Annotated in this window: 16 protein-coding genes; 12 read left to right on the top strand and 4 right to left on the bottom strand. The window is 65.3% G+C overall.

All coding sequences use genetic code 11. The features are described 5' to 3' along the window. Window positions 1–2: 2 nt before the first annotated feature. Window positions 3–392, bottom strand: coding sequence for a DUF488 family protein (locus tag RZE79_RS18355; protein ID WP_319355783.1), 390 nt, complete (start codon window positions 390–392; stop codon window positions 3–5). Between the two features lie 42 nt (window positions 393–434). Then, the gene (locus RZE79_RS18350) at window positions 435–2,312 is read right to left on the bottom strand and encodes a PhoX family phosphatase (protein ID WP_319355781.1); all 1,878 of its coding nucleotides are present in this window, start codon (window positions 2,310–2,312) and stop codon (window positions 435–437) included. 115 nt (window positions 2,313–2,427) lie between these two features. On the opposite strand from RZE79_RS18350, the gene RZE79_RS18345 reads away from it, so the two are divergent. Then, the gene (locus tag RZE79_RS18345) at window positions 2,428–3,255 is read left to right on the top strand and encodes a crotonase/enoyl-CoA hydratase family protein (RefSeq protein ID WP_319355779.1); all 828 of its coding nucleotides are present in this window, start codon (window positions 2,428–2,430) and stop codon (window positions 3,253–3,255) included. 351 nt (window positions 3,256–3,606) lie between these two features. After that, on the top strand, window positions 3,607–3,888 hold the full coding sequence (locus tag RZE79_RS18340) for a hypothetical protein (protein ID WP_255221227.1): 282 nt from the start codon (window positions 3,607–3,609) through the stop codon (window positions 3,886–3,888). A gap of 21 nt (window positions 3,889–3,909) precedes the next feature. Here the strand turns inward: RZE79_RS18340 and RZE79_RS18335 are convergent, their stop codons facing one another. Together RZE79_RS18335 and RZE79_RS18330 are read right to left on the bottom strand one after the other, a co-directional pair. Further along, window positions 3,910–5,196: an acyl-CoA dehydrogenase gene (locus RZE79_RS18335; RefSeq protein WP_319355776.1), complete on the bottom strand. Its 1,287-nt coding sequence runs from the start codon at window positions 5,194–5,196 to the stop codon at window positions 3,910–3,912. 141 nt (window positions 5,197–5,337) lie between these two features. Beyond that, window positions 5,338–5,739 carry a hypothetical protein gene (locus RZE79_RS18330; protein WP_319355774.1) on the bottom strand — a complete coding sequence of 134 codons (402 nt, stop codon included), beginning with the start codon at window positions 5,737–5,739 and terminating at the stop codon, window positions 5,338–5,340. A gap of 190 nt (window positions 5,740–5,929) precedes the next feature. Here RZE79_RS18330 and RZE79_RS18325 point away from each other — a divergent pair, with 190 nt between their 5' ends. The 10 genes from RZE79_RS18325 to RZE79_RS18280 all read left to right on the top strand — a co-directional run bounded on the left by RZE79_RS18325 (window position 5,930) and on the right by RZE79_RS18280 (window position 15,232). Next, the gene (locus tag RZE79_RS18325) at window positions 5,930–6,421 is read left to right on the top strand and encodes a hypothetical protein (protein ID WP_319355773.1); all 492 of its coding nucleotides are present in this window, start codon (window positions 5,930–5,932) and stop codon (window positions 6,419–6,421) included. A 72-nt stretch (window positions 6,422–6,493) separates the two neighbouring features. Beyond that, window positions 6,494–7,027, top strand: coding sequence for a hypothetical protein (locus RZE79_RS18320; protein ID WP_319355772.1), 534 nt, complete (start codon window positions 6,494–6,496; stop codon window positions 7,025–7,027). Between the two features lie 561 nt (window positions 7,028–7,588). After that, window positions 7,589–8,287 (top strand): hypothetical protein, encoded by a 699-nt coding sequence (locus RZE79_RS18315; RefSeq protein WP_319355770.1) that lies wholly within the window; start codon window positions 7,589–7,591, stop codon window positions 8,285–8,287. Between the two features lie 10 nt (window positions 8,288–8,297). Beyond that, window positions 8,298–9,404, top strand: coding sequence for an XRE family transcriptional regulator (locus RZE79_RS18310; RefSeq protein WP_319355768.1), 1,107 nt, complete (start codon window positions 8,298–8,300; stop codon window positions 9,402–9,404). Window positions 9,405–9,575: 171 nt separating this feature from the next. Beyond that, entirely contained in the window at window positions 9,576–11,285 is a 1,710-nt protein-coding gene (locus RZE79_RS18305) for a sigma 54-interacting transcriptional regulator (RefSeq protein WP_373696576.1), read from the top strand. A gap of 229 nt (window positions 11,286–11,514) precedes the next feature. Then, window positions 11,515–11,784 (top strand): phenol hydroxylase subunit, encoded by a 270-nt coding sequence (locus RZE79_RS18300; protein WP_319355764.1) that lies wholly within the window; start codon window positions 11,515–11,517, stop codon window positions 11,782–11,784. A gap of 40 nt (window positions 11,785–11,824) precedes the next feature. Next, window positions 11,825–12,829: an aromatic/alkene monooxygenase hydroxylase subunit beta gene (locus RZE79_RS18295; RefSeq protein WP_192195721.1), complete on the top strand. Its 1,005-nt coding sequence runs from the start codon at window positions 11,825–11,827 to the stop codon at window positions 12,827–12,829. A 25-nt stretch (window positions 12,830–12,854) separates the two neighbouring features. Beyond that, window positions 12,855–13,145, top strand: a complete 291-nt coding sequence (locus RZE79_RS18290; RefSeq protein ID WP_319355763.1) for an MmoB/DmpM family protein — start codon at window positions 12,855–12,857, stop codon at window positions 13,143–13,145. Window positions 13,146–13,182: 37 nt separating this feature from the next. After that, window positions 13,183–14,766, top strand: coding sequence for an aromatic/alkene/methane monooxygenase hydroxylase/oxygenase subunit alpha (locus RZE79_RS18285; protein ID WP_319355762.1), 1,584 nt, complete (start codon window positions 13,183–13,185; stop codon window positions 14,764–14,766). Between the two features lie 103 nt (window positions 14,767–14,869). Further along, the gene (locus RZE79_RS18280) at window positions 14,870–15,232 is read left to right on the top strand and encodes a phenol hydroxylase subunit P4 (RefSeq protein WP_319355761.1); all 363 of its coding nucleotides are present in this window, start codon (window positions 14,870–14,872) and stop codon (window positions 15,230–15,232) included. Window positions 15,233–15,244: the final 12 nt, after the last annotated feature.

Genomic DNA, 15,244 nt, shown 5'->3' with positions numbered 1-15,244 from the left:
GCTCAGGCTGCGATGTCCGCCCCCCGCTCGGCCAGCAGGCCGCGCAGCAGCGAGCGGTGGCAGCGCGACTCGTCCTCGCAGTAGCAGCCGACCGCCAGCGCGGCGGTGTGCGAGAGCGCCGCGAGCAGGTCGAGGCTGCGGCTCGCGTCGGCCTCGCCCATCTCGGTCTTGTACTTGCGCATGAAGGCGTTCCATTGCGCGGGAGTCTCGGCTTCCTGACCCAGCTTCATTGTCTCGGCGGACGGTGCGAGGTTGGGGTACCACACGTCGTACCAGTTCTGCGAGGCGAACTCGGTCTTCGGCACACCGCGCGGCGGACGGCGCACGGTGCCGATGCGCAGGCCCTCGCCGGGTGCGCGCGGGGTGCCGAGGCGGACGATGCGGATGCTCATGACAGGGGTCTCCTGGGGCTGTTGTTGTGATGTGCGTGACGGTCAGGTGCCGACGATACCGCCGTCGCGCCGGCGGATCGCCAGCGTGGCCGAGCGAGGTCGCGCACTGCCGGGCGCCGTGCCATCGGGCCAGGCGCTGTTGTGCGTCGCGTCGCCGTCGTCGCGCGACTCGCCCGGGTGCTGGATGTTGACGAACAGCGTGCGCCGGTCGGGTGTGACCACGCAGCCCGTGATCTCGCAGCCGTTGGGCCCGGTCAGAAAGCGCTGGATGCGGCCCGTGGCCGGGTCGGCGCACAGCATCTGGTTGTTGCCGAGCGCGGCATAGGGCGGCTTGCCGATGGCCTGGCCGCTCATGTCGGTCTGGATCCAGAGCAGCCCGCCGCTGTCGAAGTGCAGGCCGTCGGGGCAGCCGAACGCGTCGGCACTGTCGCTGGGGTAGCGCGTGCCGGCGCCGGGCTGCGCGGGGTCGCCCGCGAGCGCGTAGTGGTCCCAGGCGAAGGCGGTGCTCGCCGCGTCGCCGCCGTCTTCGCGCCAGCGCAGGATGCCGCCGAAGAAGTTGGGCGCGCGCGGGTTGGCAGCATCGGCGCCGGGCTTGCCGAGGTCGCCGCGCTGCGCGTTGTTGGTGAGCGTGACGTACACCTCGCCGCTGTGCGGATGCACGGCGATCCATTCGGGCCGGTCCATCTTCGTGCCGCCGACGATGTCGCCTGCGAGCCGCGCGTGGACCAGCACTTCGGCTTGGTCGGCAAAGCCGCTGGCCGCGTCGATGCCGCGGCGGCCGTGCACGAGTTCGAGCCAGCGCCCGCGACCGTCGGCATCGAAGCGCGCGACATGCAGCGTGCCCTCGTCGAGCAGGTGCCGGTTGGCCGCACGCGCGGCCGCATCGGTGCCGGGGCGCACGGTGTCGCGGCTCACGAACTTGTAGATGTATTCGAAGCGCGCGTCGTCGCCCATGTAGACCACCACGCGGCCGTCCTTCGCCACGGTGCAGGTCGCGCTTTCCTGTCGCTTGCGGCCGAGCGCGGTGCGCTTGACGGGCACCGATTCGGGGTCGAAGGGATCGATCTCGACCACCCAGCCGAAGCGGTTCGGCTCGTTCGGATGACGGCTCAGGTCGAAGCGCTCGTCGAAGCGCCAGTACTCGACCCACTGCGCGCCTGGCACCGTGCCGTAGCGACGCTGCGCGGGTGTCGCGTTCTTGGCTGCCTCTTTCGGGCCGCCGAAATAGCCGTGGAAGTTTTCTTCGCAGGTCAGGTAGGTGCCCCAGGGCGTGACGCCCATCGCGCAGTTGGCGAAGGTGCCGAAGACCGTGGTGCCCGCCGGGTCGGCGGCGGTGCGCATCAATGGCGTGCCCGCGGCGGGGCCGGCGATGCGCATCGGCGTGCGGCCGTGCACGCGGCGCGCGTAGGGCGAGGGCAGCACCTGGCGCCAGCCTTCTTGTGTGCGGCGGACCTCGATCACCGACACGCCCATCGCATGCAGCGACTTGCGAACCTTGTCGGCGTTCCAGACCTTCACGCCGTCGGTGTGCAGCAGTTGCTCGTCGGTGTACTCGTGGTTTATCACGAGCAGGCCGCGCTCGCCGCGCGCATCGAGCGCGAAGAAGTGCATGCCGTCGTGGTGCATGCCTGCCTGCAGGGCCTGCTCGTCGGCGCTGTTGGCGGCGTCGGGTGCGAAGGCCGGCATGCGGCTCGCCAGGCCCGTGGGCGCGCCCCACGGGTAGAGCACCTGCCACTCGTACTCTGGCGGCACCACCACCGCATCGCGTTGTGAGATCGGCACGCTGGTGAAGAAGCCCGATGGGTTCGCCGCGCCTGTGGAAGGCGGCAACTGCGAACGCGCGCAGCCTTGTCCGAACAGCGCGACCACGGCGGCGGTCGCGCCCGATTGCAGGAGAAAGTGACGGCGGTCCAGAGACATGGCGAAGGAGCAGAGGTGTTGGGTCGGCGACAGTCCGCATCATCGCCCAGCGGTCCACCCGCGCGATACTGGACCGATACCCCCTAGCGACATAGAGACCGACAGGAGACATGCAATGAGCGACCGTATCGAATGGACCCGCCACGCCGACGGCGTGGTGGAAGTGCAGTTGGCGCGCGCCGACAAGATGAACGCGCTCGACCCCGCGATGTTCGACGCGCTGGTCGAAGCCGGCGAAGCTTTGCGCGACGACAGGAGCGTGCGCGCCGTGGTCATCGCGGGCCGTGGCAAGGCCTTCTGCGCGGGGCTCGACATGGCCTCGTTCGAACGCATGGGGCAGGGCGCCGCCAGCGACGTGGTGGGCGCGGCGGCCGGCGGCACCGACCTCATTGCGCGCACGCATGGCATCGCGAATGCCGCGCAGCAGGTGGCGATGGTGTGGCGCGACGTGCCGGTGCCGGTCATTGCGGCCGTGCATGGCGTGGCCTTCGGCGGCGGGCTTCAGGTGGCGCTGGGCGCCGACATCCGGCTCGTGGCGGCCGACGCCAAGCTGTCGGTGATGGAGATCAAGTGGGGCCTCGTGCCCGACATGGCGGGCATGGTGCTGATGCGCGAGCTGGCGCGCACCGACGTCGTGCGCGAACTCACGTTCACCGGCCGCATCTTCTCGGGCGAAGAGGCCGTGCGACTGGGCCTGGCCACGCGCGTGGCCGCCGATCCGCTGGCCGAGGCGCTGCAGATGGCGCATGAGATTGCGGCCAGGAGCCCCGATGCGATCCGCGCCGGCAAGCGGCTGCTGAACGCCTCGCTCGCGCACAGCGCCGCCGAGTTGCTGATCGCCGAGTCGGTCGAGCAGCAGGCGCTCATCGGCAGCCCGAACCAGCTCGAAGCCGTGAAGGCCAACATCGAGCGGCGCGCGCCGCAGTTCAGCGCGCCGGCCTGAGCATCTCTCGCTCGTTGTCTTCAAGCGCCTCGCGTTGCAAAAACAACGCGAGGCGCGCCTGTTTTGCGCGCCCAATTCGGGCCGCAAAAGGTGCCATGACAACATTTCGTATGCCAAAAATCGTACACAAAGTGCGCGCTCCGTGTCTTTATGTAAGAATTAAGTAGTTGTTTTCCCGAGCAATTCGACGGAATTGGCGGCACTTTGTGTGCAGAAGGTCACGTCTTGCCGTATGCCCGCGGTCGGGAAAATGGGTATCGGAGTCACACTCGAAAACAATTAATCAACTTTTTGCTTTGGCTGGCGACGGCGTTCTGCATGTCGACGAATACGTTTTTCTGCAATCTCAGCGTGCCCATCCTCGTTGGCGAGGACCGCTACAAGTACGTCCCGATCGTGGGGGTGTTTCGCAGCATCCCCATCGAGCAGGTCGATGAGTGGGTGATGCACCCCGACGGCCGTCCGCGCAGCGATCGCGAACTCGCCGCCGAAGTGCTGATCGAAATCCGCAAGCCGCTCGGCACCAGCGGCCACACGGCGCCGAACGCCTTCGACGTGGCCGACATCCTGCAGCTCGATCGCGCGGCGGCCATCGTGGTGTCGACTTTTCTCGCGGCGCTGCCGCGGGTCTGAACACCTTCATCGCCGCGCGTCTCAGCTCGCGATGGCTCCCACGGCCCAGTAGAAGGTCGGCCGCGCGCCATTGAGCAGGTGGTCGCCCACCACGCGCCCCTTGTAGACCGTCGGGTTGTGCGATGCCAGCGTGCGTGCATTGCGCCAGTGCCGGTCGAGCCGCCGGTCTTCCTGCAAGGCCGAGGCGCCCCCGATATCGAACAGCCGCGTGCCCGCCAGCAGCACCGCATCGACGATGCCGGCCTGCGCCTTGGCGGTGTTCAGCTCCACCTCGAACAGCAGCTGCTCAGGTACGGCCTCGCCGCGCTGCAGATGCCGATCGACCTCGCCGAGGCCGCGCGCCACCGCTTGCACGGTTGACGCGGCCACGAAGGCCGTGCTCGCGAGCTGGCCGATCACCTGCTGCACCAATGGGTCTTCGCGCGGCGTGGCACCGCTGCCGTGGCTGTAGACGCGCTTGCGCGGCTGCACGAAGGCCACCGCATCGCGCACGATGGCGCGCGCGATGCCGGCCAGCGTGGCGAGGTGCGTGAGCTGGAAGTGCGCGGTGAGCGGGGTGGGTTGGTCGCGCACGTACAGCAGCACATGCTCTGGCTTCACGCGCACCTGCCGAAAGCGCGTCGTGCCCGAGGCGCTCAGGCGCTGTCCGAAGCCGCGCCAGTCGTCGACACGCTCGACACCTGCTGCCTCCGCAGGCACGAGGGCGATCACGCGGTCGCTGCTGCCGTCGTCGTTCAGGCGTTGCGCCGCGACCGAGATCCAGTCGGCGTAGAGCGTGCCGGTGCTGTAGAACTTGTCGCCGTCGAGCTGCCACGCATCGGCGCTGCGCTTCTTGTCGCGCGTCAACGTGGTTTTCAGGGCGCCGAGCGCGCCTTCGCCGAGTTCGGTGGTGGCGTTGCCGAAGATCACGCCGTCGGCCGCGAGGCGCATCCACGGACCGTGCAGCGCGGGGTCGATCTCGGCGAACAGGCGCTCGATGAAGCCGAGGTGCGCGCGAAGAATCTGCGGCAGGTTGGAGTCGGCTTCGCCGAGTTCGATGAGCAGGTCGTACAGCTGCTCGACCGACGCGCCCAGGCCGCCATGTTCGAGCGGCACGCGCAGCGCACCGAAGCGCGCGGCCTTGAGCCAGGCCACAGGCGCGTAGGCCAACTCGCGCTCGTTCTCGCGCTGCGCCGCGTGTTCGGCGATGCGGTCGAAGACGGGGCGAAAGCGCTCGGCCAGTTGCTGCGAAGAGGGCGCGAGCGGGGAAGGGCGGGCGGAAGCCGTGGGCGCGGCAGGGCGCGTCGGCGTGTCGTGGATGGATGACATGGCGAGCCAGGCGGCCCCGAGGGCGCGCCGGGAAAAGAGCGATACAGGCGTGGGACTGTGCCCGCGCCACACCCTTGCAGGGAAATACGCTTTTCGTGTTTTCTTATGCGCGTCCGGGGTGGATGCGCACAGGGCCGCAGTTCAGACCGCCTTGACCTCGAAGTACGCCTCGTCCGTGTCGCCCAGGTCGCGAAAGCCTGCCTTGCGCGCGGTGTCGTAGGCCTTGATCCAGCGCGCGGCCAGGGCGATCTCGGTCTTGGTGAGGTCGGTGTCGCTCGATTCGCTGGCGTTCTGGAAGGCGCGCATCACCGGAAGCACGTCGGCGCCCAGTTGCTTCTCGAGTTCGCGCCGGAAGCGTTGTTCTGCGATCCTGACCGCGTCGGCCGACGAATGGGGGTAGTCGATCAGCTTGGCGGAGAAGGCTTCGCGCAGCTCGTCTTTTTCGGATGCCTCAGGCAGGACCATGGGGGCGGGCTCGTGAAAGTGGAAGACGGTCGAGGGCGGCGTGGCCGGCCGGGGGAAGAAGAGTTCAGCTTGGGTCATGGCTCACCCACGCGTTGGACTGGGATGCGTTCTTCTGCATGTGGATTCCTTGAGAATACTGTTTAAATGTACAGTATTGAATCAACAATTCAAATGGCAAACAGCAGGCATGTGCGCTGCAAACCCTCTGCTCTAATGGCGCCTCGCCGGGGAGGCCCAGGCTTGTTTCGCAGAGGAAGGCGACGTGCAGATGGATTGGATAACCGTCCTTGGGACCGTCGGAGTGATCGTCTTTCAGGGGCTGTCGTTCTGGTTCCTCTACTGGCTCTGGAAGAAGCTTCGCACGCCCAAGGCGCCCCGTGCGGGTGCTGCGCCGCTCGCGATCAAAGGTGGGGTGATTCCCGTCGTGGCCACGTTCACTGGCCTGCGCGGACTGCCGTGGGTGGCGCTGGCGACCAACAGCATGAACCCTGTCTTGCGCATCGAAAGCGGGCAGCTCGTGTACCGCGTCCTGCGCCAGCGCCAGCGTCCGTTCGCGGACATCCGCGAGGTCGATGTGCGCGAGGCCTACGGCACCTTCAACCTGATCTTCGAGTTCCACGACGCGCGGCGGACCTTCGTGGCCAATGTGGGCACCGCGGCGCGTGGCGCACAGGCGTTGTCGTTGTTGCCCGAGAGCGTGCCGCTCTCTGGTCGTGCGCGGGAGGCGTTGCTGCCGGCGGGTGCCAAGTCCGGGGCGTGACTCTGAGGGCATCGGCAGCCGGTGTCGATGATCTGTGAGCTGCGATGCATGCATCGCTACTACCATCGCGCCATGCGCCTCACCTTCCTCGCCAGCCTTCTCCTGATCGCCAGCGGCATGGCCCAGGCCCAGCAGGTCTACCGATGCGGCAACCAGTACAACGGCGAGCCGTGTGGCGCTGGTGGAGGCCGCGTGATCGATGTGTCGCCGCCGGTGCGCAACCTCGAGGCGGCAGGCGCGTCCCAGGTGTTTCTCTGCGTGAGCAACAGCGGCGGGCGGTTCTGGTCGGCGAACCACTGCCGCGAGCGGGGTGCGCTGGTCGAGCGCATCGAGCCGGTCCCCGCCGGCCTGCCGTGGGAGCAGCAGGTGGAGGTTGCCGACCGGCAAACCAGGCAAGGCTATGCAGTGCAGCAACAGGCTGCGCAGCAACGCGGTGCGATGTCGCCGGGCGTGACGGGGGGCGGCACCTCGCGTTGCGCACACTTCAATGAGCGGGTGGCGTACTACGACCGCTTGGCACGGCAGCCGCAGAGCGGCGCGACCCAATCGTGGATCGCCGAGCAGCGCAAGGAGGCGCGCGATCAGCAGTTCAGGGCGCGGTGCTGAGCGTCAGGCACTGCATTCGAGCGACACGGAGGCCGTGCATTCCGTTCGCGTCGTTGGCAGTGATGCAAGAGGCGCTTGGGGTCCCGCAGATGGGGAAGCGGCATCGCAAGTTAGAGAAACCTGCTGCGGCCAGGGGCGCAATTGGCCCCCCGGAGGGGATCGAATATCGAGCTATTTGAGTTGAGAATCATGGATTCTCATGGTTCGAAATCTTGTTTGTTCCCCTTTTTGTTCCCCTGCTCTGACGGCGCTGGAGAAGCTGCGACAGCAGCCGAACTGTTTCAGCACTTCATATGCCATGCCAATACAGGCTTACTGCTGTGAAGTGGCTGGCGTACGTTGGCGGGCGCCTTGATCGACTCTTTCGGTAGTACGCCAGGCGATGTGCGCGAACGGGATAGTTTTGTAAGACGCCATCACGGAGGGCGGATGGCTGCTCCGTGATCCACGGCCAGCGCGCGCCGCCCCAGGGCGCGGGCACGGTAGTGATGTGGGATATTTTTTTCCGCTTTATCAACCTCGATTTGAGGTAAGCTTTCCGGAAACACGAAAGGAATTGCCGTGCGGAAATTTGAGCTGACAGCCCCTAACGCCTTCGTTCGCCGTGCCACGATCGTAGATGATCCGGCGCTGGTGGACGCACGGTTGCGAGAACTGCATCTGGACCTGAAGGCCAACCTCTTCAAGGATGCCATCAGGGGTGGTCTGGCGGGGCGCAACGAGGTCACGCGCGCTTCGGCTCCGACGGCAGCAGGCGTGCAGCAGTGGCTGAAGACCGTTGAAGATCTGCGTACTTTGTTGGCGGCACTTCAGTGGCATATCCACGAGCAGAAAAACTGCCCCTTCATCAGTTCGCCCGATCGTTCCATTTCCATCGTGGTGATGACGGGCAACAGCGAAACGGGGAAGAACGGTTTTGAGGATCCCACGAACCAAGCCGAGAAGGGGGCCGTGGCGGAGAACTTCATTCAGCAGAACAGTCAGTTGGAACTCTTCAACCTGGACTCGTTCAAGCTCGCTAAAGAAAAGCAGAAAGAAACTCAAGTTTGGGCTCTGCTGTACCACTATGACAAGGTGTTGAACGAGGTCCGTTTCGAGCTGTCTCTGCCGACCGGCTTCGACAACAAGAAAATCACGGAGTGGGGTCTTCGTCTGATTCTGGGCAGCATCCCCAACAACCCAGCTGACTTCACTATCCGCAAGGACGAGCCTAACGCGCCGGCCGCAGTGGACGTCGAGCCAAAGACGGGTACGTTTTGAGCAGTTGACCATGTCTGAAATCAATCCCAAGCAAATTGCATTTGCCAGGGTGAGAAGGCGCTTAACCAAGGCGCAGTTAGCCAAGGAGTTGGGTGTCACCAGCCGTAGCTTGCAGAACTACGAGACTGGAGCATCTGCTCCTGACCTGGAACTTCTGGCCCGTATAGCGAAGCTGCTGAAATTCCCTCAGCAGTTTTTTTTCATTGACGATGACATGCCGGAGATCAGAGAGCATGCGGTGAGTTTTCGCAAGCTCTCAAAAATGACGGATGCCATGAAGGCCTGCGCCTTTGCGGCAGGCGCGATTGCCTTCAAGGTCAACCAGTGGATTGAAGAACGCTTCACGCTGCCGCAGGCGGATCTGCCGGATCTGAGCGACCTGGGCCCTGAAGAGGCGGCAGCGACCCTGCGCAGGGCATGGGGTCTGGGCAATGCGCCAATTCCCAACATGGTTCATCTGCTGGAGTCCAAAGGCATCCGCGTGTTCTCCCTAGCCGAAGAAACCCGTGAGGTGGACGCATTCTGTACCTGGTACGAAGGCAAGCCCTTTGTCTTCCTCAACACCGTCAAATCTTCCGAGCGCAGCCGCTTCGATGCGGCTCACGAACTCGGTCATCTGGTGAGAGACGTCTACACCATGCAGCATGGTCAGGTCCATGGGCCGGAGATGGAGCGCCAAGCTGATGCGTTTGCCTCAGCCTTTCTCATGCCAAAGGAAAGCGTAGCGGCCAACCAGCCACCCGCCTACACCATCAAGTATCTGATGAAGCTGAAGCACTATTGGGGGGTGTCGCTAGCCGCGTTGGCGTATCGATTCAACTCCCTTGGGCTGGTCAGTGAGTGGAACTATCGAAGCTTGTGCATAGAGATTGCCAAAAGCGGCTATCGCACGAATGAGCCAGAGCCGATGGAGAGAGAAACCTCCCAACTTCTCACCAAGGTGCTCGAAATTCTGCATAGCCGCAAGCAAGGGCGCCGTGAAATCGCAGAGAGCTTGAGTCTGAGCGTGGATGAAATCAATGCGCTGACCTTCCAGCTGACCAGGCTATCCGTAGTTTCGGGGGCAGCTGATGTTGACTCAGCGCCAAGGGTTCCGCCGAAATTGCGCTTGGTATAGGCGAATCGACTTCGACCCATCTGAGTTTTACGTGAGAGTGCGTCCGCTCGGTATGAGCCGCCATTGCTGATAGCCGACTCAGTGCCAAGTTAATCGCGTGCGTGACACGTAATCTCTTCCGTCCGTGCCATTGAAATATTCGGCATGCTGACTGCGTATACCTGCGGGAGAATGGGGCAGGAACGATTCCAGACAAGTAAAGGGGACACGGTGGGAGAACTTCTTTCTCTCCTGCGCTTCAGCGCCGGCTCGGGCCATATTTGGCTGGACGAGCAGCGCATGCTGCTCATGCATGCCCGTGCCTTCGCTGAACTGCGCCGCGAACTGCTCGACTCACTGGGCATCGAGCGCGCGCGCGGGCTGTTGGTGCGCATGGGCTTTGCTTCGGGCCTGCGCGACGGTGAGGTGGCCGTGCGCGAGCGCCTTGCCGGCATGCGCGCGGAAGACGCCTTCATGCTCGGGCCGCGCCTGCATTCCATCGAGGGCATCGTCTCGGTGCAGAAGGTGCAGGTCGACCTGGACGTGGCCACCAAGCATTTCTATGGCGAATTCCTCTGGGAGAACTCCTGGGAATGCGAAGCCCACGTGGCCGACTTCGGCTACGGGGAAGATCCGCAGTGTTGGTCGCAGATCGGCTATGCCTCGGGCTACACCACCGCCTTCATGGGACGGCTCGTGGTGTTCAAAGAAGTCGAATGCACCAGCATGGGCGACAGCCGCTGCCGCATCGTCGGCCAACCGGCCGAGGCGTGGAACGACGAGCACTACCTCGAGTACTTCCGCCAGCACCATGTGGCCGAGAAGCTCATCGATTTCAACCTCGGCCTGCAGCACCTGCGCCGCCTGCAGCCGCGCCGCGAGTACGACCAGAAGCTGGTCGGCGTGTCGCCGGGTTTCCGTGCCGCCTTCGAACTTATGCGCAGCGCGGTCGACAGCGCCATCACCGTGTTGCTGCTCGGCGAAACAGGCGTCGGCAAGGAGGTGTTCGCTCGCTGGCTGCATGACAACGGGCCCCGCGGCAAGCAGCCTTTCATTGCCGTCAACTGCGCGGCGATTCCGGCCGACCTGATCGAGGCCGAACTGTTCGGCGTGGAGAAGGGTGCCTACACCGGCGCCCACCATGCGCGCGCCGGTCGCTTCGAGCGCGCCCACGGCGGCACCCTGTTCCTGGACGAGGTGGGCGACCTGCCGCTGGCCGCGCAGGTCAAGTTGCTGCGCGTGCTGCAGACCGGCGAAGTCGAGCGCCTGGGCGCCGAGCAGCCGACCAAGGTCGACGTGCGCATCGTGGCGGCCACCAACGTCAACCTGCAGCAGGCCATGCAGGCGGGCAAGTTCCGCACCGACCTGTTCTATCGGCTCAACACCTTCCCGATCCAGATTCCGCCGCTGCGCGAGCGCACCGCCGACATTCCGGCGCTCGTGGCGCGCTTCGTCGAAAAGTACAGCGCGCTGTACGGCAAGAAGCTGCGCGGCCTCACCGACAAGGCCGCGCTCGACGTGCAAAAGCATGCCTGGCCCGGCAACATCCGTGAACTCGAAAATGTGATCGAGCGCGCGGTGCTGCTGGCGCCCGACCACGGTGACATCGAGGCCTGTCACCTGTGGATGCACCCGCCGGGCGCGATGCCCGGCGACCAGCTCGACGCCAGCGGCAAGGTCGCCACTGGGGCCGCTGCTTCAGGTGCTGACGCGAGCGAGCTCGACGCGCTGTGCCAGCGCGTCCTCGAGCAGAACATCGACATCGCCTCGCTCGAGCAGCGCCTCATGCAGACCGCGATGCAGCGTGCCAAGGGTAACCTGTCGCAGGCCGCGCGCCTGTTGGGCATCACGCGCCCGCAGTTGGCCTACCGGCTCAAGAAGGAAGGCCTGCCGACGTCCTGAACGGGCGCCGGCGGCGCCCGGTGTTTTTCCGGTTTTCACCATTTGATCAAGCTGCACTGCAGCAAATGATCAAACCAGCATCCGGGACTTCCCGGTGCTTCTGGCCCGCAGGCGCAGCGGGTCCATGTAAATCAATCACTTAGCCACGCTGGCACGCCCGTTGCCCTTATCAGGCCGGGCGGCGCTGGTGCCGTCCACCTGTTGATGGATTGAACAAGTGATGCGCTCGATGCAGCCCGACCCTCGCAGCGGCAGTGCCGGACAGATGACCGGCCAGCCGTGTTTCGTGCGCGTCACCGGCACGCGCAACGCCCGCTTCGTGGAGTTCGAGTTCGCCATCGGCGACCCCGAGTTGGCCGTGGAGCTGGTGCTGCAGTTCGACCAGTTCCGCGAGTTCTGCGCGCGCCACGAGGTGCGCCACCTGAGCACCGAAGAGGGCGCGCGACTGGACTTCGAGCGCATGAAGTGGCGCTTCGGCGCGCCCGGTATCGACCACTGACGACCCCGTATTTTTCCCGCGATAACCAAGGAGACACCACGTGCAAGTCGACATCAAAACTTCCGACGTCCGGCCGATCCGGCAGACCTTCTCGCATGTGGCGCGGCGCCTCGGCGACAAGCCGGCTTCGCGTTACCAAGAGGCCACGCTCGACATGCAGCCCACGGCCAACTTTCACTACCGGCCGCTGTGGGACCCGCAGCACGCGCTGTACGACAAGCGCCGCACGGCCCTCGTGATGGCCGACTGGTACAGCTTCAAGGACCCGCGCCACTATTACTACGGCGTGTACACGATGACCCGCGCGCGCCAGGGGGAAGGCGCCGACCGCCAGTTCGAGTTCGCCGAGAAGCGCCAGCTGCTGGCCCAGGCCGATGCGGGCGTGCGCGAGTCGCTGCAGCAGGTGCTGGTGCCGCTGCGCCACTACGAGTGGGGCGCCAACATGAACCACAGCTACTGCTGCGGCTACGGCTACGGCACGGCGATCACGCAGCCCTTCATCTATGCGGCCATGGACCGGCTGGGCATCGCGCAGTACCTCTCGCGTGTCGGCCTGCAGATCGACGGCAACTCGGGCCGCGCGCTGGACGCCGGCAAGGAAGCCTGGCTCGCGCACCCGGCCTGGCAGGGCGTGCGCCGCCTGATGGAAAACCTGTTCGTCACGAAAGACTGGTTCGAGGTGTTCGTGGCCCAGAACCTCGTGCTCGACGGCCTGCTGTACCCGCTGATCTACCGCCACTACGTGAACGCGAACAGCGCCGCCACCGGCAACGCGCTGGCGATGCTGACCGAGTTCATGAACGAATGGTTCGACGAGAACGTGCGCTGGGTCGACGCCACGCTGAAGACCGCCGCCGAGGAGTCGCCCGCCAACGCCGCGCTGCTCGCGCAGTGGTACGCAACCTGGCGTGACCAGGCTGTGCAGGCGCTGACACCGCTGGCCGCGCTGGCGCTCGGTGCGCAGGGCGCCGAGGTGCTGAAGACGCTGCACACCGCGCTCGATGCGCGCGTGGCCCGGCTGGTGCGCACGGGCGCTGCCGCCTGAACCGATCGAACCAAGGAGACCAACCATGATCACCGCCACCTTGTCCCGACCGCCCGTCTTCATCGCGCTGCAAACCGGCGAAGCCGCGCGCGCCATCGTCGAAGCCATCGTCACCGACAACCCCGAGGCCACCGTCACCGAGTACCCCGCGATGGTGAAGATCGATGCGCCCGGCCGCCTCGTGATCCGCCGCGAGAGCGTCGAAGCCCTGGTCGGCCGCCGCTGGGACCTGCAGGAGCTGCACCTGAGCCTGATCTCGCTGTCCGGAAGCATCGAAGAGACCGACGACGAATTCACCCTTCACTGGGGCGCCTGAGTACAGGCCTCACCGGATCACGACCAAGGACAACGCCATGACCACCCAAGCAGCAGCAAAGACCTCCGCGACCCCGCGCCTCGGCCTGAAGGAGCGCTACGCCATGATGACGCGCGGCCTCGGCTGGGAGACCACCTACCAGTCGATGGACGACGTGTTCCCGTTCGACAAGTTCGAGGGCATCAAGATCCACGACTGGGACAAGTGGGAAGACCCGTTCCGCCTGACGATGGACGCCTACTGGAAGTTCCAGGGCGAGAAGGAGAAGAAGCTCTACGCCATCATCGATGCGTTCCAGCAGAACAACGGCCAGTTCAACATCAGCGACCCGCGCTACCTGAACACGCTCAAGCTGTTCCTCACCGGCGTCTCGCCGCTGGAGTACGCGGCGCACCGCGGCTATGCCATGGCCGGGCGTTCGCTGCGCGGCGTGGGCGCGCGCGTCGCCTGCCAGATGCAGTCGATCGACGAGTTGCGCCATGCGCAGACGCAGTTCCACACCATCAGCCACTTCAACAAGTACTTCAACGGCCTGCACGACCCGCAGCACATGCACGACCGCGTGTGGTACCTGTCGGTGCCCAAGAGCTACTTTGAAGACGCGATGAGCGCGGGGCCCTTCGAGTTCATCACCGCCATCTCGTTCTCGTTCGAGTACGTGCTGACCAACCTGCTGTTCATGCCCTTCATGAGCGGCGCCGCCTACAACGGCGACATGGCCACAGTCACCTTCGGCTTCTCGGCGCAGAGCGACGAGTCGCGCCACATGACGCTGGGCCTGGAGGTGGTGAAGTTCATCCTCGAGCAGGACCCGGACAACGTGCCCATCGTGCAGAAGTGGGTCGACAAGTGGTTCTGGCGCGGCTATCGCCTGCTCACGCTGGTCGCGATGATGATGGACTACATGCTGCCCAAGCGCGTGATGAGCTGGTCCGAGGCCTGGGAGATGTACTTCGAGAAGAACGGCGGCGCGCTGTTCGAAGACCTCGCGCGCTACGGCATCCGCATGCCCAAGTACCACGAGGTCGCCTCGAAGGAAAAGAGCCGCATCTCGCACGAGGCCTGGGCCATCTTCAACAACTACGGCCACGCCGCCAACTTCAATGTCTGGGTGCCCAAGCCCGACGAGATGACCTGGTTGGCCGAGAAGTACCCCGAGACCTTCGACAGCCTGTACCGCCCGCGCTTCGAGTGGCTGGCCGAGCAGGAGAAGCAGGGCAAGCGCTGGTTCAACAACACGCTGCCGATGCTGTGCCAGACCTGCCAGATCCCGATGGCCTTCACCGAGCCTGACGATCCCACCAAGATCTGCTACCGAGAGAGCAGCTACCACGGCATGAAGTACCACTTCTGCTCCGACGGCTGCAAGGACGTGTTCGACGGCGAGCCCGAGAAGTACGTGCAGGCCTGGCTGCCGGTGCATCAGATCTACCAGGGCAACTGCTTCCCTGAGGGCACCGACCCGACGGTGGAAGGCTTCAACCCGCTGGCGGCCGTGCTCGACTACTACCACATCAACGCCGGCGCCGACAACGGCGAGTTCAACACCTCGCCCGACAAGGCCAACTGGGAACGCTGGACAGGGCAGGACCTGTCGGCGGCCGAGCCCAAGGTGGCCTGAGCACCCAGGACCAGGCCTCACCCGACCCCCATCGACCCCCGCGCTCCCGCCGTGCCTCACGCACGGCGCGGGCGGCGCTCACCCCAAAAAAAAGGAGACCGACATGTCTGTTGTTGCACTCGCCCCCGGCTACACCGGCACCGTCATGGACAGCGAAGACCGCTTCCACGGCAATCGCCTGCTCTACATCGGCTGGGAAGACCACCTGCTCTTCTGCTCCCCCGTGTGCCTGCCGCTGCCCGCGGCCATGCCCTTCGGCGCGCTCCTGCGCGACGTGCTGCCCGGCGTGTACGGCAGCCACCCCGACTTCGGCCAGATCGACTGGTCGCGCGCCGAGTGGTTCGACTCCGGCAAGCCCTTCACGCCCGACGCGTCGAAGTCGCTGGCCGACAACGGCCTGGTCCACAAGTCGGCACTGCGCTTTCGCACGCCCGGGCTCACGGGCATCGGCGGCTCGTTCAGCTGAGCACGGGAGGGC

This window comes from Variovorax sp. EBFNA2 (genome assembly GCF_033802765.1).
Taxonomy (GTDB): Bacteria; Pseudomonadota; Gammaproteobacteria; order Burkholderiales; family Burkholderiaceae_C; genus Variovorax; species Variovorax paradoxus_H.
Note: the sequence above shows the minus strand (reverse complement) of the source record. Positions and strands in the feature narration are given on the sequence as shown.

What these genes read in the sequence shown, in the direction of transcription:
- RZE79_RS18285 (WP_319355762.1), top strand. Translation starts at nt 13,183, where the DNA reads ATGACCACCCAAGCAGCAGCAAAGACCTCCGCGACCCCGCGCCTCGGC.
- RZE79_RS18345 (WP_319355779.1), top strand. Translation starts at nt 2,428, where the DNA reads ATGAGCGACCGTATCGAATGGACCCGCCACGCCGACGGCGTGGTGGAA.
- RZE79_RS18320 (WP_319355772.1), top strand. Translation starts at nt 6,494, where the DNA reads ATGCGCCTCACCTTCCTCGCCAGCCTTCTCCTGATCGCCAGCGGCATG.
- RZE79_RS18305 (WP_373696576.1), top strand. Translation starts at nt 9,576, where the DNA reads ATGGGGCAGGAACGATTCCAGACAAGTAAAGGGGACACGGTGGGAGAA.
- RZE79_RS18310 (WP_319355768.1), top strand. Translation starts at nt 8,298, where the DNA reads ATGTCTGAAATCAATCCCAAGCAAATTGCATTTGCCAGGGTGAGAAGG.
- RZE79_RS18335 (WP_319355776.1), bottom strand. Translation starts at nt 5,196, where the DNA reads ATGTCATCCATCCACGACACGCCGACGCGCCCTGCCGCGCCCACGGCT.
- RZE79_RS18350 (WP_319355781.1), bottom strand. Translation starts at nt 2,312, where the DNA reads ATGTCTCTGGACCGCCGTCACTTTCTCCTGCAATCGGGCGCGACCGCC.
- RZE79_RS18355 (WP_319355783.1), bottom strand. Translation starts at nt 392, where the DNA reads ATGAGCATCCGCATCGTCCGCCTCGGCACCCCGCGCGCACCCGGCGAG.
- RZE79_RS18300 (WP_319355764.1), top strand. Translation starts at nt 11,515, where the DNA reads ATGCAGCCCGACCCTCGCAGCGGCAGTGCCGGACAGATGACCGGCCAG.
- RZE79_RS18280 (WP_319355761.1), top strand. Translation starts at nt 14,870, where the DNA reads ATGTCTGTTGTTGCACTCGCCCCCGGCTACACCGGCACCGTCATGGAC.
- RZE79_RS18330 (WP_319355774.1), bottom strand. Translation starts at nt 5,739, where the DNA reads ATGACCCAAGCTGAACTCTTCTTCCCCCGGCCGGCCACGCCGCCCTCG.
- RZE79_RS18325 (WP_319355773.1), top strand. Translation starts at nt 5,930, where the DNA reads ATGGATTGGATAACCGTCCTTGGGACCGTCGGAGTGATCGTCTTTCAG.
- RZE79_RS18290 (WP_319355763.1), top strand. Translation starts at nt 12,855, where the DNA reads ATGATCACCGCCACCTTGTCCCGACCGCCCGTCTTCATCGCGCTGCAA.